This is a genomic window from Streptomyces similanensis, assembly GCF_039543625.1.
GTDB lineage: Bacteria > Actinomycetota > Actinomycetes > Streptomycetales > Streptomycetaceae > Streptomyces > Streptomyces similanensis.
Genome location: NZ_BAABKC010000039.1, coordinates 136,209 through 163,169, shown reverse-complemented (window position 1 = coordinate 163,169; position 26,961 = coordinate 136,209). Strand labels below are relative to the sequence as shown.

At 76.1% G+C, this 26,961-nt stretch carries 8 protein-coding genes; 3 read left to right on the top strand and 5 right to left on the bottom strand.

The genetic code is table 11. The annotated features are described in order from the left end of the window. Positions 1-11: 11 nt before the first annotated feature. The 4 genes from ABEB07_RS13540 to ABEB07_RS13525 all read right to left on the bottom strand — a co-directional run bounded on the left by ABEB07_RS13540 (position 12) and on the right by ABEB07_RS13525 (position 23,407). On the bottom strand, positions 12-18,668 hold the full coding sequence (locus ABEB07_RS13540) for a non-ribosomal peptide synthetase (RefSeq protein WP_345668543.1): 18,657 nt from the start codon (positions 18,666-18,668) through the stop codon (positions 12-14). Between the two features lie 455 nt (positions 18,669-19,123). Beyond that, positions 19,124-20,476 (bottom strand): serine hydrolase domain-containing protein, encoded by a 1,353-nt coding sequence (locus ABEB07_RS13535; protein WP_345668541.1) that lies wholly within the window; start codon positions 20,474-20,476, stop codon positions 19,124-19,126. Positions 20,477-20,584: 108 nt separating this feature from the next. Next, positions 20,585-21,793, bottom strand: coding sequence for a cytochrome P450 (locus ABEB07_RS13530; protein WP_345668540.1), 1,209 nt, complete (start codon positions 21,791-21,793; stop codon positions 20,585-20,587). 1,242 nt (positions 21,794-23,035) lie between these two features. Beyond that, entirely contained in the window at positions 23,036-23,407 is a 372-nt protein-coding gene (locus ABEB07_RS13525; protein ID WP_176151656.1) for a hypothetical protein, read from the bottom strand. A 513-nt stretch (positions 23,408-23,920) separates the two neighbouring features. Here ABEB07_RS13525 and ABEB07_RS13520 point away from each other — a divergent pair. Then, on the top strand, positions 23,921-24,877 hold the full coding sequence (locus ABEB07_RS13520) for a sensor histidine kinase (protein ID WP_345668539.1): 957 nt from the start codon (positions 23,921-23,923) through the stop codon (positions 24,875-24,877). Further along, positions 24,874-25,572, top strand: a complete 699-nt coding sequence (locus tag ABEB07_RS13515; RefSeq protein WP_345668538.1) for a response regulator transcription factor — start codon at positions 24,874-24,876, stop codon at positions 25,570-25,572. The genes ABEB07_RS13520 and ABEB07_RS13515 overlap by 4 nt, the downstream gene beginning before the upstream one ends. A gap of 38 nt (positions 25,573-25,610) precedes the next feature. On the opposite strand, the gene ABEB07_RS13510 is transcribed toward ABEB07_RS13515, so the two are convergent. Next, entirely contained in the window at positions 25,611-26,261 is a 651-nt protein-coding gene (locus ABEB07_RS13510) for an FMN-dependent NADH-azoreductase (protein WP_176151654.1), read from the bottom strand. Positions 26,262-26,390: 129 nt separating this feature from the next. On the opposite strand from ABEB07_RS13510, the gene ABEB07_RS13505 reads away from it, so the two are divergent. Beyond that, positions 26,391-26,786, top strand: a complete 396-nt coding sequence (locus ABEB07_RS13505) for a winged helix-turn-helix transcriptional regulator (RefSeq protein WP_164585077.1) — start codon at positions 26,391-26,393, stop codon at positions 26,784-26,786. Positions 26,787-26,961 lie beyond the last annotated feature (175 nt).

Genomic DNA, 26,961 nt, shown 5'->3' with positions numbered 1-26,961 from the left:
TCGTCGGTTCCTCACCGTTCGTCGTGGTCGTGGCCGCCGTACGCGGCGTCTTCGAGTTCGCTGAGCACCTGTTCCTCCACCAGTTCCGCCAGGGCGGCGACGGTGGCGGAGGTCAGGACGTCGCGGGGGGTCAGCTCGGTGCCGAAGGCGTCGTTGGCCCGGGAGGCGATGAGCAGGGCGCGCAGGGAGTCGCCGCCGAGCAGGAAGTAGTCGTCCTCGGCGCCTACGGTCCGGCCGAGCGCCTCCTCCCAGATCTCGGCCAGCACCTCCTCGGTGGGCGTGCGGGGCGGCACGTGTCCGGCCGTTTCCTCCTCGGCGGCCGGCGCCGGGGCGGGCAGCGCGGCCCGGTCGGTCTTGCCGTTCTCGGTGAGCGGGAAGCGTTCCAGCGCCACGAACGCCGAGGGGACCATGTAGCCGGGCAGGGTGCGGGCGGCCAGGGCGCGCAGGTCGGCCGGGGCGGGCGCCTCGTGGCCCGGCGCGGTGAGCAGGTGGGCGACCAGGCGCGGCAGGCCCGGTTCGTCCTCGCGGACGCTCACCACCGCGTCCAGTACGGCCGGGTGGGCCGTGAGCGCGGCCTCGACCTCGCCGGCCTCGATGCGGTGGCCGCGCAGCTTGAGCTGGTGGTCGGTGCGCCCCAGGTAGTGGGTCTCGCCGCGGGCGTCGCGGCGCACCAGGTCGCCGGTGCGGTACATGCGGGCGCCGGGCGGGCCGTAGGGGTCGGCGACGAAGCGGGCCGCGGTGAGTCCGGGCCGGCCGAGGTAGCCGCGGGCCAGGGTGGGGCCGCTGAGCCACAGTTCGCCGGGTACGCCGTCGGGCACCGGCCGCAGCCTGGCGTCCAGGACGTAGGCGCCGGTGGCGGGCAGCGGGCGGCCGATGGGCGGGGCGGCGCCGTCGGGCCGCAGGGGCGCGGACCACAGGGCGACGACGGTGGCCTCGGTGGGGCCGTAGGAGTTGACCATGCGGTGGTGCGGGGCCCAGCGGGCGACGAGGTCGGCGCCGCAGGCGTCGGCGCCGACGATGAGCGTCTTGAGGTCCGGGAGGCGGCCGGGGACGTCGGCGGGCACGGTGGCGAGCGCGGCCGGCGGCAGCAGGGTGTGCGTGATCCGCTCGGCGCGCAGCACCTCGGCGAGTTCCGCGCCGAGCAGCGGTCCCGGGCGGGGCACGACCAGGCGGGCGCCGTGCGGGAGGGACATGCACAGTTCCAGTACGGAGGCGTCGAAGCTGGGGGTGGCGAAGGCGAGGACGCGGTCGCCCTCGGTCACCTGGTAGTGGGCGGCCTCGGCGGCGGAGAACGCGGCGAGGCCGCGGTGGGTGACGACGACGCCCTTGGGGGTTCCGGTGGAGCCGGAGGTGTAGATGACGTAGGCGGGGTCGTCCAGGTGGAGGGGGCGGGCGCGGTCGGCGTCGGTGGGCCGGTGGGCGGGCGCCCGGTCCGTGTCCTCGGGCGCGGTCAGGAGGTCCGCGATCTCCTTGGCGTCCAGGGTGAGGGCGGGGGCCGCGTCGTGCAGCATCAGCGCGATCCGCTCCTCCGGGTAGCCGGGGTCGACGGGCAGGAACGCGGCGCCCGTCTTGGTCACGGCGAGCTGGGCGAGCACCATGTCCGCCGAGCGCGGCAGGAGGAGTGCGACGAGGCCGCCGGGGCCCGCGCCGCGGGCGATGAGCCGGTGGGCGAGGCGGTTGGCGTGGGCGTCGGTCTCGGCGTAGGTGAGCAGCCGTCCGGGTTCGGCGAGCGCGGGCGCGTGCGGAGTGCGGTCGGCGGCGGCCTCGATCAGGTCGGGCAGCAGGGCCGGGGGCGCCGGGTCGAGGGCGGGGCGGGCCGGGCCGTGCAGGAGCCGGGCGCGCAGCGCGGACGGCAGGACGTCGAGGTCGTCCAGGCGGGCGGTGTCGTCGCCGTCGGCCAGGGCGCGCAGGGTGTGCAGCAGTTGTTCGGCGAGCGAGCCGGCGGTGGCGGCGTCGAAGCACCGTTCGTCGTAGCCGAGTTCGACGGCGAGCCGGTCGCCGGGCGAGATGACGACGGTGAGGGGGTAGTTGGTGGCCTCCCGGGCGTCCAGGTCGCGGACGGTGAGGCCGTGGGCGCCGGCGGTGGCGTCGCCCACCGGGTAGTTCTCGAAGACCACCAGGGAGTCGAACATGCCGGTGCCGTGCGGAAGTTGTGTCAGGCCGTGCAGTTCGCCGAGCGGCATGTGGTCGAAGCGGCGGTCCTCGGCCCGGGCCTTCTGCACGGTGCGCAGCCAGGCCCCGCAGCGGGCGGAGCCGTCGACGTCGATGCGGGCGGGCAGGGTGGTGATGAACAGGCCGGTGACGGTGTCGGCGCCGGGCAGGTCGGCGGGGCGGCCGGAGACGGTGGCGCCGAAGCACACCTGGCGCTCCCCGCTCCAGCGCGCCAGCAGCAGCGCCCAGGCGCCCTGTACGACGGTGTTGAGGGTGAGCCGGTGGCGGCGGGCGAACTCCTGGAGCCGGCCGGTGTCCTCGGCGGCCAGCCGGTGCGAGAGCCAGGCTCCGGAGCGGGCCGGGTGTCCGGGGGCGGGCCTGCGGTCGTAGGGCAGCGGGGTGGGGGCGGCGAGGTCGGCGAGGACGCCGCTCCAGTGCGCACGGGCGTGGGCGGTGTCGCGGCCGGCCAGCCAGGCGGCGTAGTCGGCGAACGGCCTGCGCTCGGGCAGCCGGGGCGCCTCGCCGCGGGCGAGGGCGGCGTGCGCGGCCATGACGTCGGACAGGACGTGGAAGACGCTCCAGCCGTCCAGCAGGACGTGGTGGAAGGTCCACACCACCCGTACGGCGTCCGGGCCGAGCCGGATCAGGGTGACGCGCAGCAGCGGCGCCCGGTCCAGGTCGAGGCCGCGGGCGCGTTCGCCGGCGAGCAGCCGCTCCAGTTCCGCCGTGCGCCGCTCCTCGGGCAGCTCGCTCCAGTCGAGTTCGGCGACGGGCAGGGTGACGTCGCGGTGGACGATCTGGAGCGGCACGGGTACGTCGCGCAGGGCCACGGAGGTGCGCAGCACGGGGGTGCGCTCGACGACGTGCCGCCAGGCGTCGGCCAGGACGCGCACGTCGCGGGCGCCGTCGGCGACGAAGGTGATCTGCTCGACGTACAGGCCGTGTTCGGCGTCGTCCAGGCCGTGCACGACCATGCCGGTCTGGGTGGGGGTGAGCGGGTAGACGTCGGCGACGCCGGCGCCGGTGCCGACGAGGCGGTCGACGGCGGCCTGGTCCAGGGGGGCGAGCGGGTAGTCGGAGGGGGTGCGGCCGCCGGCGCCGGGCCGGGCGCAGTGCCGGATCACGGCGCGCAGTTCGTCGGCCAGTTCGCCGGCGAGGCGGGCGACGGTCTCGCGGTGGTGCACCTGGTCGGAGTAGGACCAGGTGAACTCCAGTCGTCCGCCGCTGACTTGGCCGAGCACGTCCAGCAGGTGGGGTCGCTCGGCCGTACGGTCCATGCCGCCGGTGAGGCCGCCGTGCGGGGCGTGCAGCAGGCCGCCCGGGGGGGTGCCGGCGTCCTGCTGGCCGAGGTAGTTGAAGCAGATGCGCGGCAGGTCGGGCAGGCCGGCGCCGGCCGTGGGGTGCAGGAAACGCAGGGCGCCGTGGCCCAGGCCGCCGTGCGGCACGGCCCGCAGGCTCTCCTTGACGGCCTTGAGGGCGGCGCCGGTGTCCGCGTCGCGGGGCACGTCGAGGGCGACCGGGTACAGGGTGGTGAACCAGCCGACGGTGCGGGCGAGGTCGACGTCCGCGAACAGTTCCTCGCGTCCGTGTCCCTCCAGGGTGACCGCGACCCGGTCGCGGCCGGTCCAGCGGGCCAGGACGCGGCCGAGCGCGCACAGCAGGACGTCGTTGATCCGGGTGCGGTAGACCTCCGGCACGTCCTGGAGCAGCCGGCGGGTGTCGGCCTCGTCCAGGCCGGCGGTGACGGTGCGCTCCTCGGCGGCGGTGTTGCGGCCGGCGCGGTCGGTGGGCAGGGAGGTGTCGGCGTCCAGGGCGTGCCAGTGGGCGAGTTCGGCGTCGAAGCCGCCGGCGGCGGTGTGCGCGGCCAGCCGCCGGGCCCAGGCCGGGAAGGAGGTGCTCTTGGCGCCCAGGCCGGGCCGTTCGCCCGCGGCCAGGGCGCGGTAGGCGCTGTCCAAGTCCTCCAGCAGGATCCGCCAGGACACCGCGTCCACGACGAGGTGGTGCGCGGCCAGCAGCAGCACCGGGCGCCCGCCGTCCTCGGGCCGGTGCAGCGCGGCCCGCAGCAGCGGTCCGGCGGCCAGGTCGAATCCGGTGGCGAGCGCGTCGGCCGCGCCAGGGGCCGGGGCGGTGTCGTGGACCTCCAGGTGCGCGGCGGCGCCGGGCGCGTCGGCGTGCTGGCGCCATCCCGCGTCGCCGTCCGGCGTGAAGCGCAGCCGCAGCGCGTCGTGGTGCTCCAGCAGGGCGGCCAGGGCGCCGCGCAGCAGCGTCTCGTCGGCGTCGTGGGCGAGTTCCCAGGAGACGGCCTGGGTGAAGTGGGCGGGGTCGCCGGGCAGGGTGTCGAGCAGCCAGTGCTGTACGGGAGTGAGCGGGGCGTCGCCGGTCACCGGGCCCTGTTCGGCGGTGGCCGCCTGGAGGGGCAGCCGTTCGGCGGCGGCGGCGAGTTCGGCGAGGCTCTGGTGGGTGAACAGGTGGCGCGGGGTGAGGGCGAGGCCCGCCCGGCGGGCGGCGGAGACGATCTGGATGCCCAGGATGGAGTCGCCGCCGAGGGTGAAGTAGTTGTCGTCGGCGCCGACCTCGGGCACCCCGAGGACATCGGCCCAGATGGCGGCGAGGGCCTGTTCCGCCGGGGTGCTCGGCGCGCGCCGGACACCCTGGGCTGCGGCCGCCCACCGCGGGTCGGGCAGCGCCCTGCGGTCGAGCTTGCCGGTGGCGCCCAGCGGCAGCCGCTCCAGCGGGACCACGAGGGCGGGGACGAGGTGGTCGGGCAGGCTGCGGGCGAGGAAGGCGCGCAGCTCGGCGAAGTCCGGCAGGCCGCCCTCGCGGGGCACCGCGTAGCCGACGAGGCGGCGGTGGCCGTCGTGCTCGACGACCCGGGCCGCCGCCTGGGCGACGGCCGGGTGGCGGGCCAGCGCCGCCTCCACCTCGCCGAGTTCGATGCGGAAGCCGCGCACCTTGACCTGGTCGTCGCCGCGGCCTAGGTAGACGAGGTCGCCGTCGGCGCTCCAGCGCACCAGGTCGCCGGTGCGGTACATCCGGCTGCCGGGCGGGCCGTAGGGGTCGGGCAGCAGCCGGGCGGCGGTCAGGCCGGGCCGGCGCAGATAGCCGCGGGCCACGCCGTCGCCGGCGAGGAACAGCTCGCCGGGGGCGCCGACGGGCACCGGGCGCATCCGCTCGTCCAGGACGTAGGCGCGCGCGGCGCCGACGGGGCGGCCGATCGGCGGGTCGCGGTCGGGGTCGGCGGGGTCGCAGGTGAAGGCGGTGGCGTAGACGGTGGCCTCGGTGGGGCCGTAGATGTTGCGCACCTGGCAGCCGGGGATCGCCTCGCGCACCCGGCGCACCGTGCGGGCGGGCAGCCCCTCCCCCGCCAGGACGACGGTGTCCGCGCCGACCTGGACGGCGCCCTCGGCGAGCAGCCGGTCCAGGGCGGAGGGGACGGCGCTGATCAGTCCGGCGCGCCAGGGGCCGGGGCGTTCGGCGAGGGCGAGCAGGTCGCGCACCACCTCCACGCAGCCGCCGGACAGCAGCGGCGAGAAGATCTCGAAGACGGACACGTCGAAGTTGAGCGAGGTGGACGCCACCACGTGTGCCAGGCCGCGGCCGGTGAATTCGGCGGCGGCCCAGTCGGTCAGCGCCAGCACCGAGGCGTGGGCGACGACGACGCCCTTGGGGCGGCCGGTGGAGCCGGAGGTGTGGATGACGTAGGCGGGGTGGGCGGGCAGCAGGGGGGCGCGGCGGTCGCCGTCGCCGACGGGGGCGGCGGACAGGGCGTCGTCCGCGGCCGGTGCGGCGGCGGTGCTGGGTACGGCCGGTGCCGCGGTGGTGCCGGGTGCGGCCGGTGCGGCGTCGGGGGCCGTCTCGTCCAGCAGGATGCGGGTGTACGGGCCTTCCGGCAGGCGTCCGGCGGTGCTCGGGGCGGCGATCGCCGCGTCGGGCCGTACGTCGTCGAAGAGGAACGCGACGCGCTCGGCCGGGTACTGCGGGTCCACCGGCAGGTAGGCGGCGCCGCTCTTGAGGACGGCCAGCAGCGCCACCACCAGCTCCGCGGTGCGCGGCAGGCACAGGGCGACGAACCGCTCGGGGCCCGCGCCGGCGGCGATGAGGCGGCGGGCCAGCCGGTTGGAGCGCTCGTCGAGTTCGCGGTAGGTGAGGAGCCGGTCGCCGCCGCGCACGGCAAGGGCGTCGGGGGTGCGCGCCGCCTGCCGTGCGAACGCCTCGGGCAGGGTGGCGTGCGGGGCGCGCGCGGGCGTCCCGCCGAACCGGGTGAGCAGGTCGAGGCCGCGTCCGGCGTCCAGCAGCGGCAGGTCGCCCAGGCGGCCGTCCAGGTCGGCGGCCATCGCGGTCAGCAGGGTGCGCAGGCTCTCGCCCAGTCCTTCGACGGTGGCGGCGTCGAAGGCGGCGGGGTCGTAGTCGAGGTTGACGGACAGGGTGCGGCCGGGCGCGACGACCACGCTGAGCGCGTAGTTGGTCGGCTCCAGGTCGCGTTCCTGCTCCATGGCCAGACCGTGCCGGGCCAGCGCGTTCTCGTCGAAGGGGTAGTTCTCGAACACCACGATGGAGTCGAACAGGCCGGTGCCGCCGGGGATCTCGCTCCACGCCTGCAACTGGGCCAGCGACACGAAGTCGTGGCGGCGCGCCTCGGACTGGGCGGTCTGGAGTTCGCGCAGCCACTCCAGCAGCGGCCGGCGGCCGTCCACCCGGGCCCGGGTGGGCAGGGTGTTGATGAACAGGCCCACCATCGAGGTGACGCCGGGCAGTTCGGCGGGGCGGCCGGAGACGGTGGTGCCGAACACCACGTCGTCTCCGCCGCCGTAGCGGGACAGCAGCAGCGCCCAGGCGCCTTGGAGGACGGTGTTGACGGTCAGGCCCGCCTGCTGGGCGGTCTCCCGCAGCCGGGCCGAGATCCCGGCGTCCAGGGTGACGCGCACCGTGCCCGACGAGGAGTCGCGGTGGGCGCCGGCGGGCCGCCGGTCGCGGGGCAGTTCGGTGGGGGCGGCGAAGCCGGCGAGGACGCCGCGCCAGTGGCGTTCGGCGCGGCCGGCGTCCTGCGCGGCCAGCCAGCGCAGATAGGCGGCGAAGGGCCTGCGGTCGGGCACCTCGGGGCCGCGGCCGGCGGCGAGGGCGGCGTAGCGTTCGCAGACCTCGTCGAAGACCTGGGCGGCGCTCCAGCCGTCGAGCAGGACGTGGTGGAAGGTCCACACCATCCGCACCCGGTCCGCCGCGAGCCGGATCAGGGTCAGCCGCATCAGGGGCGCGGCGGCGAGGTCGACGCCGGCGTCCCGGTCCTCGGCGAGCAGCCTCTCCAGTTCGGGTGCGCGGCGCTCGTCGGGGAGCGCGCTCCAGTCGTGGTGGGCGACGGGCACGGTGGCGCGGTGCTGGACGACCTGGAGCGGTTCGGGGGTGTCCTGCCACACCAGGCGGGTGCGCAGGGCCGGGTTGGCGTCGGCGGTGCGCTGCCACGCCTCGGCGAGCAGCCGCGGGTCCCCGACGCCGTGCAGGACCAGCTGCACCTGGTTGACGTAGGTGCGGCCGTCCGGGTCGAGCAGGCTGTGGAAGAGCATGCCCGCCTGCATCGGCGTCAGCGGGTACACGTCGGCGACGGCGCGCCCGTCCCCGCAGATCCGGTCCACCGCCGTCTGGTCCAGGCGGGCCAGCGGGAAGTCGGAGGGGGTGCGGCCGCCCGCGCCGGGGCGGGCGCAGTGGGCGACGATGTCCTCGACGGCGTCCAGCATGGCCTCGGCGAGCCGGGTGACCGTGGCCCCGTGGTGGCGTTCCCGGCTGTGGTACCAGGTGATCTCCAGTCGCCCGTCCTCCACGCGGGCCACCACGTCCAGCAGGTGGGCGCGTTCGGTGCCGGGCGCCTCGGCGCCGCCGAGTCCGCCGGGCACCGCGCCGACCAGGGCGGCGCCGTCGGCGGTCCAGTCGAAGCGGCCCAGGTAGTTGAAGCTGACGGCGGGCTCGGGGGCGCCGGTGAGCCGGGGGTCGCGGGCGAGGTGGCGCAGGACGCCGTAGCCGAGGCCGCGTTCGGGTACGGCGCGCAGCTGTTCCTTGACCGCTTTCAGCGCGGTGCCCCAATCGGCGGCGGGGACGGCGAGGGCGACGGGGTAGAGGGAGGTGAACCAGCCGACGGTGCGGGACAGGTCGACGTCCTCGAACAGCCGGTCCTCGCGGCCGTGGCCCTCCAGGCCGACGGCGACGGTGTCGTGGCCGCTCCAGTCGGACAGCACCCGGCCGAGCGCGGTGAGCAGGACGTCGTCGACGCGGGTGCGGTAGACGCCGGGGACCTCGCGCAGCAGGGCGGTGGTGCGGGCGGCGTCCAGGCGTACGGTCACCTCGCCCACGTCGGCCGCGGTGTTGGGGCCGTCGCCGTCCACGGGCAGCGGTGCGGCGCAGTGCCGGGCGGTGCGCTCCCAGTGGTCGAGCTGGGCGGCGAACCGGTCGGTGCGGGCGCGCAGCCGGTCGGCCCACTCCTTGACGGAGGTGGTGCGGGCGGGCAGCCGTACGGGCTCGCCGGCCGCGGCCTGCCGGTAGGCGGTCTCCAGGTCCTCCAGCAGGACGCGCCAGGAGACGCCGTCCACGACCAGGTGGTGCACGGCCAGCAGCAGCCGGTCCGGGCGGGCGCCGCCGGTCGTGAACAGGCGGGCGGTGAGCAGCGGGCCGCCGTCCAGGCGGAATCCGGCGTGCGCGGCGGCGGTGAGGTCGGCCTCGGCCCGGTCGGCGTGGTGCGGGTCGAGCGGGCAGACCTCCAGCAGGTCGGGTACGGGGGCGTCGGCGGGGCTGACGTGCTGGCGCCAGACGCCCTCGCCGCCGGGGCCGTCGAGGGTGAACCGGGCGCGCAGGGCGTCGTGGTGCGTCCACAGGGCGGCCAGGGCGCGGCGCAGGGCGTCCTGGTCGACGGGGGCGGGCGCCGCCACGACGACGGACTGGTTGAAGAACTCTGGGTGGGCGGGGCGGGGGTCGAGGAACCAGTGCTGGATCGGCGTCAGCGCGGCCTCGCCGTCGACCGGTTCGGCGCCGGCGACCTGGGTGGCCGTTCCGGTGACGGCGGCCAGTTCGGCCACCGTCGGGTGCCGGAACACCTCGCGCGGGGTGAGGGCCAGGCCGGCCGCGCGGGCGCGGGAGACGACCTGGATGCTGAGGATGGAGTCGCCGCCGAGCATGAAGAAGTTGTCGTCGGCGCCGACCCGCTCCACGCCGAGCAGTTCGGCCCAGATGCCGGCCAGCAGGCGTTCGGCCTCGGTGCGCGGGGCGCGGTAGGCCCGGTCGGCGCCGGCCGACCAGTCGGGGGCGGGCAGCCGCCGCCGGTCGACCTTGCCGTTGGCGGTCAGCGGCAGTTCGGGCACGGTGACGAACGCGGCGGGCACCATGTAGTCGGGCAGGCCGTCCGCGAGGTGGGCGCGCAGCTGCGCGGCGCTCGGCGCGCTCGCTCCGGCGACGGGGACGACGTAGGCGGCCAGGCGCTTGCGTCCGCCGTCCTGGTGGAGGCTGACGACGGCTTCGGCGAGGTCGGGGTGGGCGGTGATCCGGGCCTCGATCTCGGCGGGCTCCACGCGGAAGCCGCGGATCTTGATCTGGTCGTCGGCGCGGCCGACGAAGTGCAGCTCCCCCTCGGCGCTCCAGCGCACCACGTCGCCGGTGCGGTACATGCGGGCGCCGGGCGGGCCGTACGGGTCGGCGAGGTAGCGGGCGGCGGTCGCGCCGGGGCGCCGCGCGTAGCCGCGGGCCAGGCCCGCGCCCGCGATGTACAGCTCGCCGGGGATGCCCGGGGGCTGCGGCTGGAGGGCGGCGTCCAGGACGTAGACGCGGGTGTTGTCCAGGGGGCGGCCGATGGGCAGGACGGCGGGCAGCGGGTCGCCGGCGCGGAAGGGGCGGCGGGTGGCGAAGGTGGTGGTCTCCGTGGGGCCGTAGCCGTCGACCACGGTCAGCCCGGGGCAGGCGTCCAGGACGCGGCGGACGGCCGCGCCGGGCACGGCCTCGCCGCCGGTCCACACCTGGCGGGCGCCGCGCAGGCAGGCGGGGTCCTCCTGGGCGAGCAGGCGGAAGAGTCCGGCGGTCAGCCACAGGTGGCCGACTCCCTGTTCGCGCACGGCGTGGCGGACCGCCGCCGCGTCGAGGTCGGCCGGCGGGGCGAGGACGGCCGTGCCGCCGCGCAGCAGCGGCACCCACACCTCGTAGGTGGCGGCGTCGAAGGCGTGCGGGGAGTGCACGAGGACCCGGTCGTGGCCGTCGAAGGCCCGGTCGAGGGCGAGCGCGACGACGTCCCGCTGGCGCACCGCCACGCCCTTGGGGACGCCGGTGGAGCCGGAGGTGAACATCACGTACTGGATGTTGTCGGGGTGCACGGGGAAGGCGGTGGGCGTGGTCGTGCCGGAAGGCGGCGTCGCCGGTGTGTCGATCCGTACGACCTCGCCGTCGGGCAGCGCCTCGCGCGCGGTGCGCTCCCAGGCGGCGTCGGTGAGCAGGAGGTCCGCTCCCGCCTCGGCGAGGGTGCGGCGCAGCCGGTCGGCGGGCGCGCGGCCGTCCAGCGGGACGCACACGCCGCCGGTGCGCACCAGGGCGAGCTGGGTGACGATCAGGTGGACGGAGCGGTCCATCAGGACGCCGACCGGGCGCTCGGCGCCCACGCCGAGTCCGGCCAGCAGGGCGGCCGCGGCGGCGGCGCGCTCGTCGAGTTCGCGGTAGGTGAGGCGGTCGTCCCCGGCTTCCAGGGCGACGGAGTCGGGGGTGCGGGCGGCCTGGGCGGCGAAGAGGGCGGCGACCGTGGCCTCGGGCAGGTCGGTCGCGGTGTCGTTCCACTCGCGCAGCACCTGTGTCCGGCGCTCGGGGGTGAGCAGCGGCAGCCGGGCGGGCGGCAGCGCGGTCGCCGCGGGCATGCCGGTCAGCAGCACCGAGAGGTACTCGGCCGTGCGGCGCACGGTGGCGGCGTCGAACAGCCGCGGGTCGTAGCCGAGGCGTAGGGTCAGTTCGGCGCCCGGGTAGGCGACCAGGCTCAGCGGGTAGTTGGTGGTCTCCACGCCCGTCAGGTCGGTCAGCCGCAGCCCGTGGGCGGCGGCGAGTCCGTCGTCCACCGGGTAGTTCTCGAAGACGACGATGGACTCGAACAGGTGGGCCCGCTCGGGCAGTTCGGTCAGGGCGCGCATCCGGGTGAGCGGCAGGTGGTCGAAGCGGCGGTCCTCGCTCTGGTCGCTCTGGAGCAGGCGCAGCCAGTCCAGCAGCGTCCCTTCGGCGGGGACGGTCGCGCGGGTGGGCAGGGTGGTGATGAACAGGCCGGTCATGGCGTCGGCGCCGGGCAGCTCGGGCGGCCGGCCGGAGACGGTGGTGCCGAAGACGACCTCCTCGCGGCCCGACTGGCGGGCCAGCAGCACCGCCCAGGCGCCCTGGACGAGGGTGTTGAGGGTGAGGCCGGAGCTCCGGGCGAGGTTCTCCAGCGCGCGGGTGGCGTCGGCGGGCAGCGTCAGGCGCACCTCGCGGGTGGACTCGGCGCGGTGGCTCTCGTGCGGCTCGCGGTCGTAGGGCAGCGCGGTGGTCTCGTCGAGCCCGGCCAGGCGGCCCCGCCAGTGCCGTTCGGCCTCCTGCGCGTCGCGGGTGGCGAGCCAGGCGAGGTAGTCGCGGTAGGGGGGACGCTCGGGGAGGGCGTCCGGCGCGGCCCCGGCGTGGCGCGCGAACACGTCGGTGAGCACCTGGAACAGGCTCCAGCCGTCCAGGACCAGGTGGTGGAAGGTCCACACGACGCGGACCGCGGTGTCGGAGACGCGGGCGAGCACCAGCCGCTGGAGCGGGGCGCGGGTCAGCTCGATGCCGTCCTCGCGGTCGCGGGCCAGCAGCGCCCGCAGCCGGTCGTCGCGCTCGTCGGGCGTCAGGGTGCGCCAGTCCAGGTGGGTGACCGGCACGGCGGCGTGGCGCTGGACGACGAGCAGGGGCGTGGGCACGTCCTGCCAGACGGCGCGGCCGCGCAGCACCTCGGTGCGGTCGGTCACGTGCTGCCAGGCGTCGGCCAGGGCTCGTGGTGCGGGGACGCCGTCCAGGACGAAGGTGAGCTGCTGGAGGTAGACGCCGCGGTCGTCCTGGGAGACGCCGTGGAAGAGCATGCCGCTCTGGGTCGGCGTCAGGGGCAGGATGTCCTGGACGGCGGCCGGGTCGTCGCCGGTGACGCGGTCCACGGCCGCCTGGTCGAGCCGGGCCAGCGGGAAGTCGGAGGGGGTGCGTCCGGCGGCCCCGGGCCCGCGGGCGTGGCGGGCGAGGTCGGCGAGGGCGTCGGCGTGGCGCCGGGCCAGGGCCTCGACGGTGTCCCGCCGGTGCAGCCGGTCGGAGTAGAACCAGGTGAACTCCAGTGCGTCGCCGTCCAGTCGGCCGACGACCTCCAGGGGGTGCGGGCGGGGGGCGTCCGGGTCGGCGTCCAGCTCCAGCGGCCGCAGCACCGACCGGTACAGGCCGTCGGCGCCGTCCGCGAGGCCCATCCGGCCGAGGTAGTTGAAGCTGACCTGGGCGGCGGGCGCGTGCGGCGTGCCGGGGCCGGCCAGGCGGCGCAGGACGTCGTGGCCGAGGCCGTGCCGGGGTACGGCCCGCAGCTGCTCCTTGACCTGCTTGAGCACGGTGTCCCAGCCGGTGTCCTCGGGCACGGCGAGGGCGACGGGGTGGCGGGTGGTGAACCAGCCGAGGGTGCGGCTGATGTCCAGGTCGGGGAAGATCTCCTCGCGGCCGTGCCCCTCCACGTCGACCAGCACCCGTTCGTGTCCGCTCCAGGCGCACAGCGCCCGGCCCAGCGCGCTCAGGAGCACGTCGTTGGCCTGGGTGCGGTAGGTGTCCGGCAGGGTGCGCAGCAGGGCCGCGGTGTCCTCGGCGTCCAGGCGTACGGTGACGGCTTGCGCGGAGGCGTAGGTGTCGGCGCCGCTCAGGTCGGCGGGCAGGTCGCCGTGGGCGCCGGCGACGGCCCCGGCCCAGTACACCGTCTCGTCGGCGAAGCCGCCGGCGGCGGCGTGCGCGTCGAGCCGGCGGGCCCACTGGCGCAGCGGCGAGGACGGGGCGGGCAGCGCCGAGGCGCCGTCCCGGCCCTCGCGGCGGGCGCGGTAGGCGCGGTCGAGGTCTTCGAGGAGCAGCCGCCAGGAGACGCCGTCGACGACCAGGTGGTGCACGGCGAGGTGCAGGGCCGGGGCCCGGCCGGGGCCGCGCCGGTGCAGCACGGCCCGCAGCAGCGGTCCACGGGCGAGGTCGAACGGGCCGAAGTGCGGGGTGTCGCTCTCGGGTCCGGTGTGGCGGGCCAGTTCCAGGCGGGGGGCCCGCTCGGCTATGTGCCAGCGGACGCCCGCGGGGTTGCCCGCGGCGTCCTCGTCCGGGGTGAAGCGGGAGCGCAGGGCGTCGTGGTGGGCGACCAGGTCGTTGAGCGCGTCCTCCAGCGCCGCCTCGTCCAGGTCGTCGGGCAGTCGGACGGTCAGCGCCTGGGCGTAGTGGCCGGCGCGTTCGCCGAGCGCCTCGAACAGCCAGTGCTGGATGGGGGTGAGGGGTGCGGCGCCCGCGGCGGCCTCCGGTGCGGGGGCGGCGGCCGGTACGGGCGTGGCGGCGTCCGCGCAGCGGGCGAGGGCGGCGACGGTCTGGTGCCGGTAGACGTCGCGGGAGGTGATCGCGAGGCCCTCGGCGCGGGCGCGGGCGACGACCTGGATGCTGACGATGGAGTCGCCGCCGAGTTCGAAGAAGTTGTCGTCGACGCCGACCCGTTCCACGTTCAGCACGTCCGCCAGGATCGCGGCGAGGGCGCGCTCGGTGGGGGTGCGCGGGGCGACGTGCCGCACCGCGCGCACGGCGGGGCCCGGGTCGGGCAACCGGCCCCGGTCGACTTTGCCGTTGGGGTTGAGCGGCAGCTCGGCCAGCACGACGACGGTCGAGGGCACCATGTAGTCGGGCAGCGTGCGGCCCAGTTCGCGGCGTACGGTCTCGGGCTCGACCCGCTCCCCCGCCGACGGGACGACGTAGCCGACCAGGCGGCGGTGGCCGTCGGCGGCGACGGCGGCGGCCTCGGCCACGCCGGTGCAGCCGCGCAGCGCCTCCTCGACCTCGCCCAGTTCGATGCGGAAGCCGCGCACCTTGACCTGCTGGTCGATGCGGCCGACGTACTCCAGCTCGCCGTCGGCGCGCCGGCGCACCAGGTCGCCGGTACGGTACATGCGCTCCCCCGGCGCGCCGAACGGGTCGGCGACGAAGCGGGCGGCGGTCAGTCCGGGGCGGCCCAGGTAGCCGCGGGCGAGGCCGGGGCCGCCGAGGTACAGCTCGCCGGTGACCCCGACCGGCTGCGGGCGCAGGGAGCGGTCCAGGACGTAGGCGCGGGTGCGGGCCACCGCCCGGCCGATGGGCGGGGCCTGGTCGGGCAGCCGTTCGCCGCCGAACCAGGCCGTGGCGTACACGGTGGCCTCGGTGGGGCCGTAGATGTTGGCGATCTCACAGCCGGGCATGGCGGCGCGCACCTCGTGCGCCGTCTGCGCGGACAGGGCCTCGCCGGCCAAGACGACGGTGTCGGCGGTGACCGGCGGCGTGCCGCCCGCGAGCAGGCGGGACACCACGGACGGCACGCCGCTGAGGAGTCCGGCGCGGCGGGCGGCCGGCTCGTCGGCGAGGGCGGGCAGGTCGGCGACGACCTCGACGGTGCCGCCGGCGGTCAGCGGGCACAGCAGCTCGAAGACCGAGACGTCGAAGTTGAGTGAGGTGGCGGCGATGACGTGGCCCAGGCGGTCGGCGCCGAACCGTTCGCGCACCCAGGCGGCCAGTTCGGCGACGCTGCGGTGGGTGACGACGACGCCCTTGGGGCGGCCGGTGGAGCCGGAGGTGTAGATGACGTAGGCGGGGTGGTCCGGCAGCGGGGGGCGGGCCGGGGCGAAGGCGTCCGGGTGGGCGCCGTCGTCCTCCCGCGCGCAGTCCTCCAGCAGGAGCGGCGCGTGGTCCTCGGGCAGGGCGTGCGCGGTCTCGCGGGTGGCGACGACGAGGGCGGGCCGGGCGTCGGCGAGCATGAAGCGGACGCGGTCGGCCGGGTAAGCGGGGTCGACGGGGAGATAGCCCGCGCCGCACTTCAGGACCGCCCACAGGACGGTCACCAGGTCCGCGGTGCGCGGCAGGCACAGGGCGACCAGGGACTCCGGGCCGGCGCCGCGGGCGGCGAACAGGCGGGCCAGGCGGTCGGAGCGCCGGTCGACCTCGGCGTAGTCCAGCCGGTCGGGGCCGCAGACGACGGCGGTCCGGTCGGGGGTCAGGGCGGCCTGGGCCCGCAGCAGTTCGGGGAGCGTCGCGCCGCCGGTCTCGCGGGCGGGCAGCGCGGGCGGGTTCCAGGCGTCCACCAGGGTGCGCTGCTCGTCGTCGGCGAGCATGGGCAGTTCGGCCAGGGTGCGGCCGGGGCCGTCGGCCATGCCCTCCAGCAGGCGGTGCAGGTGGCGGGTCAGCCGGGCGACGGTCGCGGCGTCGAACAGGTCGGTGTTGTACTCGACGGTGAGGGCGCAGCCGCCGTCGGCGCCGGCCTGCGGGGCGAACTCCAGGACCAGGTCGAAGCGGGCGGCCGGGCGGGGCAGCGGATGGTCCGCGAAGCGCACGCCGCCGGAGCGCGGCGGGAGCACGGGCGCGGTCTGCTGGACGACGAGGGCCTGCACCAGCGGGGTGCGGCTGGCGTCGCGGGGCGGGGCCAGTTCCTCGACGACCCGGTCGAAGGGCACCGTGTCGTGGGCGAAGGCGTCCAGCACCGTGGCGCGCATGCGCTCCACGAAGCCGTCCACGGTCGTCTTCTCGTCCACGTCGCCGCGCAGCACCACGGTGTTGGCGAAGAAGCCGGGCACGTCCTCCAGTTCGCGGTGGGCGCGGCCGTTGGTGACGGTCCCGAAGGCCACGTCGCGCTGGCCGGAGTAGCGGGAGAACAGCAGGGCGGCGGCCGCGGCGTACAGGGTGAACGGGGTGGTGCCCCGGCCCTGGGCCAGGCGGCGCAGCCGGGCCACCAGGTCGGCGGAGAGGCGGTGGCGGTGGGCGGCGCCGGCGGTGGTGCGCTCGGGCGGGCGGGGCCGGTCGGTGGGCAGCTCCAGGTGCTGGAGGCCCGACAGGTGCCGTTTCCAGTAGGCGAGGTCGGCGGTGTGCGTGCCGGTGGCGCGCTGCCGCTGCTCCCACACGGCGAAGTCCGGGTACTGGAGGGCGGGTTCGGCCAGGCCGTCGCTCTCGCCGGTGGCCTCCGCGTGGTAGAGCGCGGCCAGTTCGCGGGTGAGGACGCCCACCGACCAGCCGTCGGTGACGATGTGGTGCTGGGCCAGCAGCAGCAGGTGGTCGTCGGCGGCCAGGCGCAGCAGCAGCGCCCGGGTGAGCGGGCCGGTGGCCAGGTCGTAGGGGCGGCTCAGCTCCTCGGTGAGCGCCTGCTCGGCCGCCTCGGCGCGGCCGTCCTCGGGTACGGCGGTGAGGTCGGCGGTGCGCAGCGGCAGGTCGGGCTCGGGCGCGATGTGCTGGACGGCCTGGCCGTCCACCGAGGCGAAGGTGGTCCGCAGGGAGTCGTGGCGGGCGGCGAGGCGGTGCAGGGAGCGGCGCAGCGCGTCGGCGTCGAGCGGGCCGCGCAGCCGCAGGGAGAGTCCGGTGTTGTACTCGGCGCCGCCGGCGGCCAGGTCGTCCAGGAACCACAGCCGGCGCTGTGCGCTGGACAGCGGCAGCGCGCCCTCGCGCGGGGCGGGGCGCACCGGTTCGCGCGGCGCGGTGGCGCCGGCCTCGGCCAGCGGGGCCAGGGCGGCGACGGTCCGGGCGGTGAAGACGTCCCGCACGGTGAGCCGGACGCCCAGTTCCTCGCGGATCCGGGCCAGGACGCGGGCGGCGAGGATCGAGTCGCCTCCCAGGTCGAGGAAGTCCTCGTGCACGCCCACCTCGTCCGCGCCCAGGACCTCGGCCCAGACGTCGGCCAGGGCGCGTTCGGCGGGGGTGCGCGGTGCGGTGCGGCCGGCGGCGGCGGTGCGGCCGGGGGCGGGCAGGGCGCGCAGGTCGATCTTGTTCTGCGCGGTGAGCGGCAGCCGGTCCAGGACGACGACGGCGGCGGGCACCATGTGGGCGGGCAGCGCGCCGGCCGCGGCCGCGCGCAGGGCCGCCGGGTCGGGGCGGCGGCCCTGGGCGGCCGGGGTGACGTAGCCGACCAGGCGCCGGCGGCCCGGTTCGTCCTCGCGGACCACGACCACGGCCTCTTCGACGCTGTCGTCGCGGCGCAGCGCCGCCTCGATCTCCCCGGGTTCGACGCGGAAGCCGCGGATCTTGATCTGCCGGTCGAGGCGGCCGAGGAACTCCAGTTCCCCGGCGGCGTCGCGGCGGACCCGGTCGCCGGTGCGGTACATGCGCGCGCCGGGCGGGCCGGCGGGGTCGGCGAGGAACCGGGCGGCGGTCAGGCCCGGGCGGCCCAGATAGCCGCGGGCCACCGCGTCGCCGCCGATGAACAGCTCGCCCGCGGTGCCGTCGGGCACCGGACGCAGCGCGGCGTCCAGCACGTGGACGCGGGTGTGCGGCAGGGCCCGGCCGATGGCGGGCGTGCCCGAGCCGGCGGTGAGCGGGCCGGTCCAGGTGGCGACGATGGTGGCCTCGGTCGGGCCGTAGGAGTTGATCATGCGGCGGCCGGGCGCCCACCGGTCGACGAGTCCGGCCGGGCAGGCCTCGGCGCCCACGATCAGGGTGCTGAGCAAGCGTGCGGTGCCGTCCGCCGGGTCGGGCAGGGTGGCCAGGGCGGCCGGCGGGATCAGGGCGTGGGTGATGCGGTGCCGGTCCAGTACGGCGGCGAGTTCGTCGCCGAGCCAGGGGCCCTCGGGCGGGACGACGAGGGTGGCGCCGGACAGGACGGAGATGAACAGCTCCAGGACGGAGGCGTCGAAGCTGGGCGAGGAGAACTGGAGGACCCGGTCGCCGGGGCCGACCGCGTACTGGGCGGCGGCGGCGGAGACGAAGCCGCCGATGCCGCGGTGGGCGACGGTGACGCCCTTGGGGGTTCCGGTGGAGCCGGAGGTGTAGATGACGTAGGCGGCGTGGTCGGGGCCGGCGTCGGCCGGGCCGTCCGCGCGGTCGGCCGTGCCGTCCTGCGGCACGGCGGGCTCCCGGTCGAGTGACTCCGCCGCCCGCCGGGGGTCGTCCAGGACCACCGCGGGCGCGGCGTCGGCGAGCATCAGGGCGCGGCGCTCGGCCGGGTAGGCGGGGTCCACCGGCAGGAAGGCGGCGCCGCAGCGGGCGACGGCCAGTTCGGCGGCGATCAGCTCCATGGACCGCGGCAGGACCAGGGCGACCACCCGGTCCGGTCCGGCGCCGAGCCCGCGCAGGTGGCCGGCCATCCGGTCGGCCCGCGCCGACAGTTCCCGGTAGCTCCAGGTCCGCCGGCCGTCGGTGAGGGCCGGCGCGTCCGGGGTACGGGTCACCCATGCGGCGAACAGCTCGCCGAGCGTCGGGAAGGGCCGCGTCGCCGGGGACACGGCGCCGTCCGGCGCTTCGGCGGCGGGGCCGTCCTGCGGCGCGTGGGCCGCTGGTGCGGGCTTGTCGTGCAGGTCCGTCATGGGAGAAGTCCTTCGCGGGGCGGGGCGACACGGCGCGGGCGGTGGCGGGCGGCGCACGGGCCCGCCGGAGCGGTGCGGGCGGCGCGGTCAGGCGGTGGGACGCGGTGCGGGGCGGGGCTGCGGGTGGGACTCGGTGCGGTGCGGGCGGCTCGGGCAGGCGGATGGATGGGACGTGGTGCGGTGCGGGGCTGCGGGTGGGACGTGGTGCGGGGCGGTACGGGCGGGTGGGGACAGTGGGACGCTGTGCGGTGTGCGGGCACGGAGGGCCGCCCCCCGGGGCCCGGGACGCCGGTGGGCGGGGGCCGGGAAGGGCCTGGCACGGCGTCGGCCGGCCGGTGTCGGCGGCACCCGGTCAGAGGCGCGCCGGGCCCGGCCGCGGCGCCGGGCGGGCGTGCGTATGGGCCGTCGCGCCGTGGGCCGTGGGCCTTGATGCCGTGGGCCGTGGTGCCGTGGGATCAGCCGTCGTCGGTGCGGCGCGCGGTGCGTCCGGATATCTGTATCCGGTCGATCGTGCCGGTGGCGGGGTCGCGGTGGAAGCGTCCGCCGGGTTCCAGGCGGCCGCTGGCCGGGTCGACGAGATCGCAGGTCAGATCGGCGTAGCAGACCAGGGGCAGGGCGAGGTCGCCGTCTATGGACAGGGCCGGTGAGCCGTCCGGGCCGGGCGCCACGCGGTAGTGGGCGGCGCCGTTGCGGTAGGCGCCGGTGCAGTCGGGCACGGCGACGGGGCGGCCGCGGTGGACCGGGCGGGCGACGGCGGGCACGCGGACGCCGGTGAGGGCGGCGAGGTCGTCGGCGAGGTCGCGCCACAGGGCGGTGGCGCCGCCGGAGTTCCCGGTGAAGGCGACCACCACGCCGTTCTCGGGGTCGACGCGCAGGTGGCAGGAGGTGCCCTGGGCGTTGCCGTCGTGGCCGCACCACACGCGGTCGTCCTGCCGGAACAGGGCCAGTCCGGGCGCCCAGCCGTCGGCGAGTCCGGCGGGTCGGGCCGCGGGGTCGGCGCGGCGCATCTCCTTGGCGACGGCGGGCGGCAGGACGTCGGTGCGGCCGGCCAGGGCGTTGCCGAACGCGACCAGGTCCTGGGCGGAGGCCAGCAGCGCGCCGGCCGGGGCCTCCAGCGGAGCCAGGTTCTGGCGGGCCGGGCGGGCCAGGCCGGTGGCGGTGTTGACGGCGTGTCCGGCGGCGGCCGGCCGGCCGGGCACGCTGTCGCCGATGAAGGCGGGGCGGGCGCCGAGGGGTTCGAGGAGCAGGGCGCGGACGGCCTCGTGCCACGGCATGCCGGTCACCTCCTCGACGAGCCGGCCCGCGGCGACGTATCCGGCGTTGGAGTAGGAGAAGTCCGTGCCGGGGGTGAACAGCGCGTCGCGGGCGGTGCAGACGGCGGCGAGGTAGCGGGCGGTGGTGGTCGCGGCCGCGGTGTCGGAGTCGGGACCGGTGGGCAGTCCGCCGGTGTGGCTGAGCAGGTGGCGTACCGTCACCTGGGGCATCTGCCGCAGCTCGGGCAGGTGTTCGGCGGCGGGTTCGTCCAGGTCGAGGTCGCCGTCGTCGACGAGGAGCATGACGAGCGCCGCGGTGTAGGGCTTGGTGAGCGATCCGAGCGGTACGGCCGTGTCGGCGGTGAACGGCGCGCCGGTCGCGGTGTCGGCCGTGCCGGTGTGCAGCACGAGCACGTCCGTGCCCGTGTCCAGGGCGAGTTGGGCGCCGGGCACGTGATGGGTGCGGGCGAGTGCGTCGAGGCGGTCCTGGAGTTCCCGGTGTAACGGGGACGGGGCCCAGGAGGCGGTCGTGGTGACGGGGACGGTGTACGGCATGAGAAGGGGACTCCCGTTGGATGGGTCTCATGTGCGGGTGTGACGGCGGGCCCGATCGAGCGGTGAGGGTGCCGGCCGGTGTGTGTGCGGCTCGCCGGAGGGGCGGCGCTACGTCCTGCTGACCTGGACGGGCAGATGCCGTACGCCCACGATGACGGCCGGGTTCTGGAAGGTGACGTCCTCGTAGGAGGGCACCGCCAGCGTGCGGAACCGTTCGTTCAGCAGCCGCAGGGCGATACGTGCTTCCAGGCGGGCCAGCGGCGCGCCGAAACAGAAGTGGATGCCCTGGCCGAAGGTGAGGTGCGGGTTGGGGTTGCGGCCGACGTCGAACGTGTCGGGCGCGGCGAAGCGGGCGGGGTCCCGGTTGGCGGCGCCCAGGTGTGCCATCACCAGGCTGTCGACGGGCAGTTCACTGCCGTGCAGGACCACGGGGCGGGCGACGCGGCGCCCGAGTTCGGGGAAGGGGGGCAGCCAGCGCAGCACCTCCTCGATGGCCTGCGGCAGCCGGGAGGGGTCGGCGCGCAGCGCGTCGGCCGTGCCGGGGTGTCGGTCGAACATGACGGTGGCGTTGCCGAGCAGGGCGGTGGTGGTGATGTGTCCGGCGACCAGCAGCAGGGCGACGAAGCCGACCATCTCCTCGTCGGTGAGGCGGACGCCGTCCACCTCCGCGGCGATGAGGCGGCTGGTGAGGTCGTCGCCGGGGTCGGCCCTGCGGCTGCGGATGTGGTCCAGCATGTAGCTGTTCATGGCGCGGACCGTGGGGGCGATGGCCTCCAGCGCCCGTTCCAGGTCGTCCATGTCGGGCGTCTCGCCGAGCTGGTCGCCGCCGAACAGGACGGCGGCCCAGTCCTGGAAGAGGCGGTGCTCCTCGGCCGGGATGCCGAGCAGTTCGGCGATGACGATGATGGGAAGCGGGTAGGCGAGCGCGTCGACGAGGTCGAAACGGTCACGGTCGCCGACGGCGTCGAGCAGCCGCTCGCAGACGGCCTCGATGCGGGGGCCGAGCCCCTGGACGACGCGGGGGGTGAACGCCTGGCTGACCAGGGTGCGGTACTTGCGGTGCTTGGGCGGGTCCATGGCGACGAAGTTGCCCTGGCGCAGGGCGTCGAAGTCGGGCTGGGCGGGGGCCAGGGCGGAGAGGTCCGAGGAGAAGGTCGCCGGATCGCCGAGCACCGTGGCGACGGTCTCGTGGTCGAGTACCTGCCACACACCCTGCGTCTCGTCGAACCGCACCGGTCCGGCCTTGTGTAAGTCCCGCCAGCGGTCGGGTAACGCCTCCAGGAGATGGGGTTCACCCGACACTCTGTTGCTTATCACCTTTACTCCTTGGTAACACGTGGGTACGGCGACCGGGCAGGCGGGATCGTCGTCGGCCGGCGGGGAACTCGGGCACGGCTGCGCCGTCGTGGGAACCGGTGCGGGGCGGTCGGCGGCGCGCGCGGCGCCCGGACGCCATCCGGCGTTCAGCGGCGGGGTGTGTCGTGTCTCAACACATCAGGTACGACGCGCTACGGCTCCGCGACCGGCCAAGACCCCCGGTCGGGCACTGTCGTACGGCACAGCGGTCCGGCATGGCACTTCCCCTCGACGCCACCTCCCGCGCGGCGACCGCGCGGGTTCCCCCCGGCTCGTGAACGGAGGACCGGGTCCGGGTGCCCCGCGTGCGGAAACGCGCGGGTCGATCCGCGCCATTCCACGCTCGCATGAAGCGCACCCCCGATACACCCTTGCTCCGTCGCAACTCGGCCACAGTCTTCACTGTGCGTCATTCGTAAGCAACCCCCTGAAGTTAAACGCAGAGTATGCACCCGATGTACCGGCGTCACTCCGTGGCGATCCTGGCGGACATGTGGCCGATTGCACACCCCACCCGCATCACCGCCCCGGCGTGTGCCCCGCGACTCGTATGTCAAACCGGCGAATGTCACGGCGGTTTCGGCCAGGTGTCGACGACCTCGGCACACACGCTTTCCGGAAGGGCGATTCCGCTCGCTCCGGCGGACGCGCCGGCGGACATGTGTCGCCCGGCGCGCGCCGAAGGTGTGCCCGGGTGTGCCCGAACGCGCCCGCGCAGGTGTGGAATGGGGTTGCCACTGGCATGTGCCGACGCCGCGAACCGCCCCGGAAAAAGTTGGAGCGGCGCCTCGCGGCCCGTGGACGGCGCGCTGCGCACCGGCTGACGGCCGTACGGCAGGTGCGCCGGCGGCGTCCTCCGCTCCGGCATCGGCCGGGCCGTCTACGCGCTCTCCGCTGAACAACTCAGGCGACTCGCACCGAAGTCGGGCCGGGGGCCGACGGTGACGCAGGAGGGACCGGCCCTGTTCGAGCAGGCGCGTCTGCTCCTCCTCGACGCCGGTGGCCGGACGAGTCGAGGGCCCCGCTCGTCAAGGAGCGCGCGCGACGCGCACGACGGGGCTCGCGTGCAGCGTGGCCTGTCGTCATGCCGGGCAGGACGGCGGACGCGCGGGAGGGCGGTCTCACACCTCGCACCGACAGCGGGCGCCCCGTGGCCGGTCACGGTCACGGGGGCGTCGGGCCGGGAAGGTGTTCCTCGGGGCGTCAGAAGGGCGGGCAGCCGAACCAGTTGACCGTGCCTTTGTGGGGGTCGGAGGTGTAACCGAGGCATCTGATGGTCCTGTCGTGCAGGGTCCTGGTCCGGTCCACTCCTCCGTCCAGGGTGTCGCCCTTGTAGCGGGTCTGCACGAGGGTGTCGATCTCGACGGTGTACCAGCGATTCCGGTGGGACGGGATGTCGCAGCGGAGGGCGGTCACGTTGCGGCTGGGGCCGTTGTCCCACATGTCCTGCTGGGCGCGGTCGCAGTGGGCGCCCGCGGCGGCGACGGCGGGGGAAGCGGCGGTGCCGAGCAGGGCCGGCGCGGCTATGGTGATCGCCGCGGCGACGCCGAGAAGGTGCTTCGCGGTCGGGTTCATCGGTGGGTCCTCCTGCCGGTGGGGTGATGGCACGGAGACGTCGCGTCCCCGCTGGGTGATCATCACTCCCGGCCGGGTGTCCGGCCCGGCGGCAGGTGGTCCGTTCCCCCGCCCCGGTGACCTCGGTGCTGCCAATGCAGCAGGCCGCCGGCCCGGCGGGCGGGGCTCCCGGACGCGAGATACGTGTGCGTCGCGCCGTACCGCGGCGGCCACCGTGCGGCGGCCGGGGGTGACGGCGGCCGCCGGGACGCCCGTCGCGGAGCTGGGTCTGACCCCGCGGGTGCGTTCGGTGCTGCGGACGCCGGCCGCGGGGCGGGCGGTGATGGCCGTCGTCCAGGAGCGCGTGCTGGTGGTGTCGGCGCGGACCGTGCGGCGCGAGGGACGGCGGCTCGGCACGCTGCTCACGGTCCGGGACCGTACGGCGGTGGAGTCGCTGACCCGGCAGCTCAACGCGGTGCGCACCATGAGCGGTGCGCTGCGCGCGCAGCGGCACGAGTTCGCAACCGCCTGCACGTGCTCTTCGGACTGCTGCGCTCCGGGCAGCCGGCCGAGGCGACCGGCTATCTTCAGGCCCTGCTCGGTGCGGGCCCGCTGGGTGAGACCCTGCCGGACTTCGATGCCGAGGCCCTGCGGGACTCCTCGCTGCGCGCCTTCCTGTCCGCCAAGACGGCGGCGGCGCGGGAGCGCGGGGTGACGCTGGTGCTGGGCGGGGGCACCTGGGTGCGTCGGACGGTCACCTCGCCCGTCGACGTGACCACGGTGCTCGGCAACCTGGTGGACAACGCCGTCGACGCGGCGTGGTCGGGACGGCGTACGCCGCGCCGGGTGGAGGTCGAACTCATCGGTGTGGGCGACGAGTTGCTGATCACGGTGGCCGACAGCGGCGACGGTGTGGCCCCGGCGCGGCTGACGGACCTGTTCGACGAGGGGGTCTCCACCAAGGAGGCGGGCTCCGACGCCCTGGTCGGGCGCGGCGTCGGGCTCCCCCTCGCCCGCCAGGTCGCCCGCGCCCGCGGCGGCGACCTCCGGCTCACGGAACCGGGCGCGCCTCACGATTCCCCGGCGTGCGGCACGGCGGCGGGCCGTCCCGGCGCGGCGGCCGCCGGCGCCGCCGGCGAGCCGGACGACCGGGTGGCCGGCGGGGCCGTCTTCGTGGCCCGTCTGCCCGGGGTACTGGCCGACGACGAGACCGTTCCCGACCCGGACGACGAGGACGGTCGGCGAGCGCCGGACGACGAGGACGGCCACCGGCGGCCGGCCGGCGAGGACGGCCACCGGCCGCCGGACGGGCCCGGCACGGCGCCTTCCGGGCGGCAGGCCGGGTCCGGTACGAGGCGCGCGGGCGTCCCGGTCCCGCGACCCGGCGGCGGGGGCGGGTCCGGCCGTAGCTCCTCCCCCGTCCGTACCGATGCCCCCACCGGTGCCGACGCCCCCACCCATACCGACGTCCCTCCGGAGCGCGCCACGTGACCACCAGCCCCGCGTCCGCCGATCCGCGGCGGCCGCTGTCCGTCCTGGTCGTCGACGACGACTTCCGGGTCGCCGCCCTGCACGGCGACGTGGTGGCGGAGACGCCGGGTTGCGTGGTCGCCGGCACGGCCCACTCGGCCGGTGCGGCGCTGCGCTTCCTGGAACAGGACGAGGCGCCGGTCGATCTCGCGCTGGTGGACCTGTACCTGCCGGACGGGCCGGGCCTGGAGCTGCTGCGCGCGCTGCCCTGCGACGCGTTCGTGCTCAGTGCGGCGTCCGAGGGGCGCACGGTGCGTACGGCGCTGGCGGCGGGCGCGCTCGCGTATCTGATCAAACCGTTCCCGCCGGACGCGCTGGGGCGGCGGCTGCGCGGCTATGTGCGCTACCGGCAGCTGACCGACGCGGACACCCTGGACCAGCGGGCCCTGGACGACGCGCTCGCCGCCCTGCGCGGGGCCGGCGACGGCGGCCGCCGGGCCGCCACCGCCGCACACACCGTGACCCGGGAGCTGGTGCTCGGCGCGCTCCGGGAGGCCGCCGGTCCGCTGTCCGCCGGTGAGGTCGCCGCGATGATCGGCGTCTCCCGCGCCACCGCGCAGCGCTACCTGGCCGACATGGTCGGCCGCGGCGCGCTCCGGATGCGGCTGCGCTACGGGGTGGCGGGGCGGCCGGAGCAGGAGTACCGCGAGCCGTAGGGCCGGTGTCGGGTGCGGGGCCGGGTGCGGGTGCGGGATCAGGCCGCGGAGCGCTCCGCGAGCCGCTCGGCCTTCCTGGCGGCCTCCTCCAGGGCGCGGTCGCGGGATGCCTCGAACAGCGGGACCAGTTCGGCCATCGCCGGGTTGTGCGGGGCCATGGTCAGCTCCGGGACGATGAAGTCCACGTCCAGACCGAGACCGCCGCCGAGGACGGCCGCGAGGTAGTTCTGCACGTACTCGAACGACTCGCGCGGGGTGCCCGGCGCGTAGGAGCCGCCCCGGCTGGCCACGACGGTCACCGGGGTGCCCTGGGCGGACGGGCTCTCGCCGGCGGTGCGGCCCATGAGGATCACGTTGTCGAGCCAGGCCTTGAGGGTCGAGGGGATCGAGTAGTTGTACATCGGGGCGCCGATCAGCACCGCGTCGGCCTGCTCCAGCTCCTCGATGAGGCGTACCCGCTCGGCGAAGGCGGCGGCCTGCCCGGGGGTGTGCGAGGCCGGGTCGGCGAAGCCGGCGGTGTGCGACTCGGCGGTGATGTGGGGAACGGGCCGCGCCGCGAGGTCGTGGTAGACGACGGTGCCGTCGGGGTGCCGCTTCTGCCAGTGCGTGCGGAACACCTCGGTGACGGCGCGCGAGGCCGATGCCTCGCCCGGGAACACGGAGGAGTCGATGTGCAGCAGGGTGGCCATGTCTGTCTCCAGAAATGAGGACGGGCAGCCCGCCGGGGAGACGAGCCGCTGAAGAATCGTACTCGACTATATTTAACATAGGGACTTACTTTTTTTCACCGCTCTACGTTGGGGTAGTACCCTGCTCCCATGGCGGCGGCGGAGCGGAATCACGACAGCGCGGCGTGCACGCAGGTGGACGACGGCATCACCCGGGTCTTCCAGCTGCTCGGCAAGCGGTGGAGCGGCCCGATCGTGGCCGTACTGGTGGGCCGGCCCGCGCACTTCACCGATCTGCGCCGGGCGATCCCCGGCATCAGCGAGCGCATGCTCTCCGACCGGCTCACCGAACTCGGCGCCGCCGGTCTGGTCCTGCGCGAGGTCGACGAGGGGCCTCCGCTGCGCGTCTCCTACCGGCTGACCGAGGCCGGGTCCGCCCTGGAGCCCGCCCTCAGGGAACTGGCGCAGTGGGCGAAGACCCATCTGCCGGACACCGGGCCGTGCGCGGGGGCGCTCCCGGAGCGACCTGCCGACGCGCGGATCTGAGGCGCTCCTCACCCGCGAGGACCGGGCCGTCCGGGCCGCGGCGCGTCCCGCCCCCGGGGTGGGCGCCGTGCCGCCACCGGGTCATGGGCGTGCCAAGTCTTCTTCATCTTCGCCTGGTTGACCGTACTTTCCGGGCGGACGACGGGTGATGTTCACGAGCCCGTCATCGCGGCCG

Bases quoted from the DNA above. Each gene is read 5' to 3' on its own strand.
- ABEB07_RS13525 (WP_176151656.1), bottom strand. From the start codon at position 23,407: ATGAACCCGACCGCGAAGCACCTTCTCGGCGTCGCCGCGGCGATCACC.
- ABEB07_RS13540 (WP_345668543.1), bottom strand. From the start codon at position 18,668: ATGACGGACCTGCACGACAAGCCCGCACCAGCGGCCCACGCGCCGCAG.
- ABEB07_RS13535 (WP_345668541.1), bottom strand. From the start codon at position 20,476: ATGCCGTACACCGTCCCCGTCACCACGACCGCCTCCTGGGCCCCGTCC.
- ABEB07_RS13510 (WP_176151654.1), bottom strand. From the start codon at position 26,261: ATGGCCACCCTGCTGCACATCGACTCCTCCGTGTTCCCGGGCGAGGCA.
- ABEB07_RS13505 (WP_164585077.1), top strand. From the start codon at position 26,391: ATGGCGGCGGCGGAGCGGAATCACGACAGCGCGGCGTGCACGCAGGTG.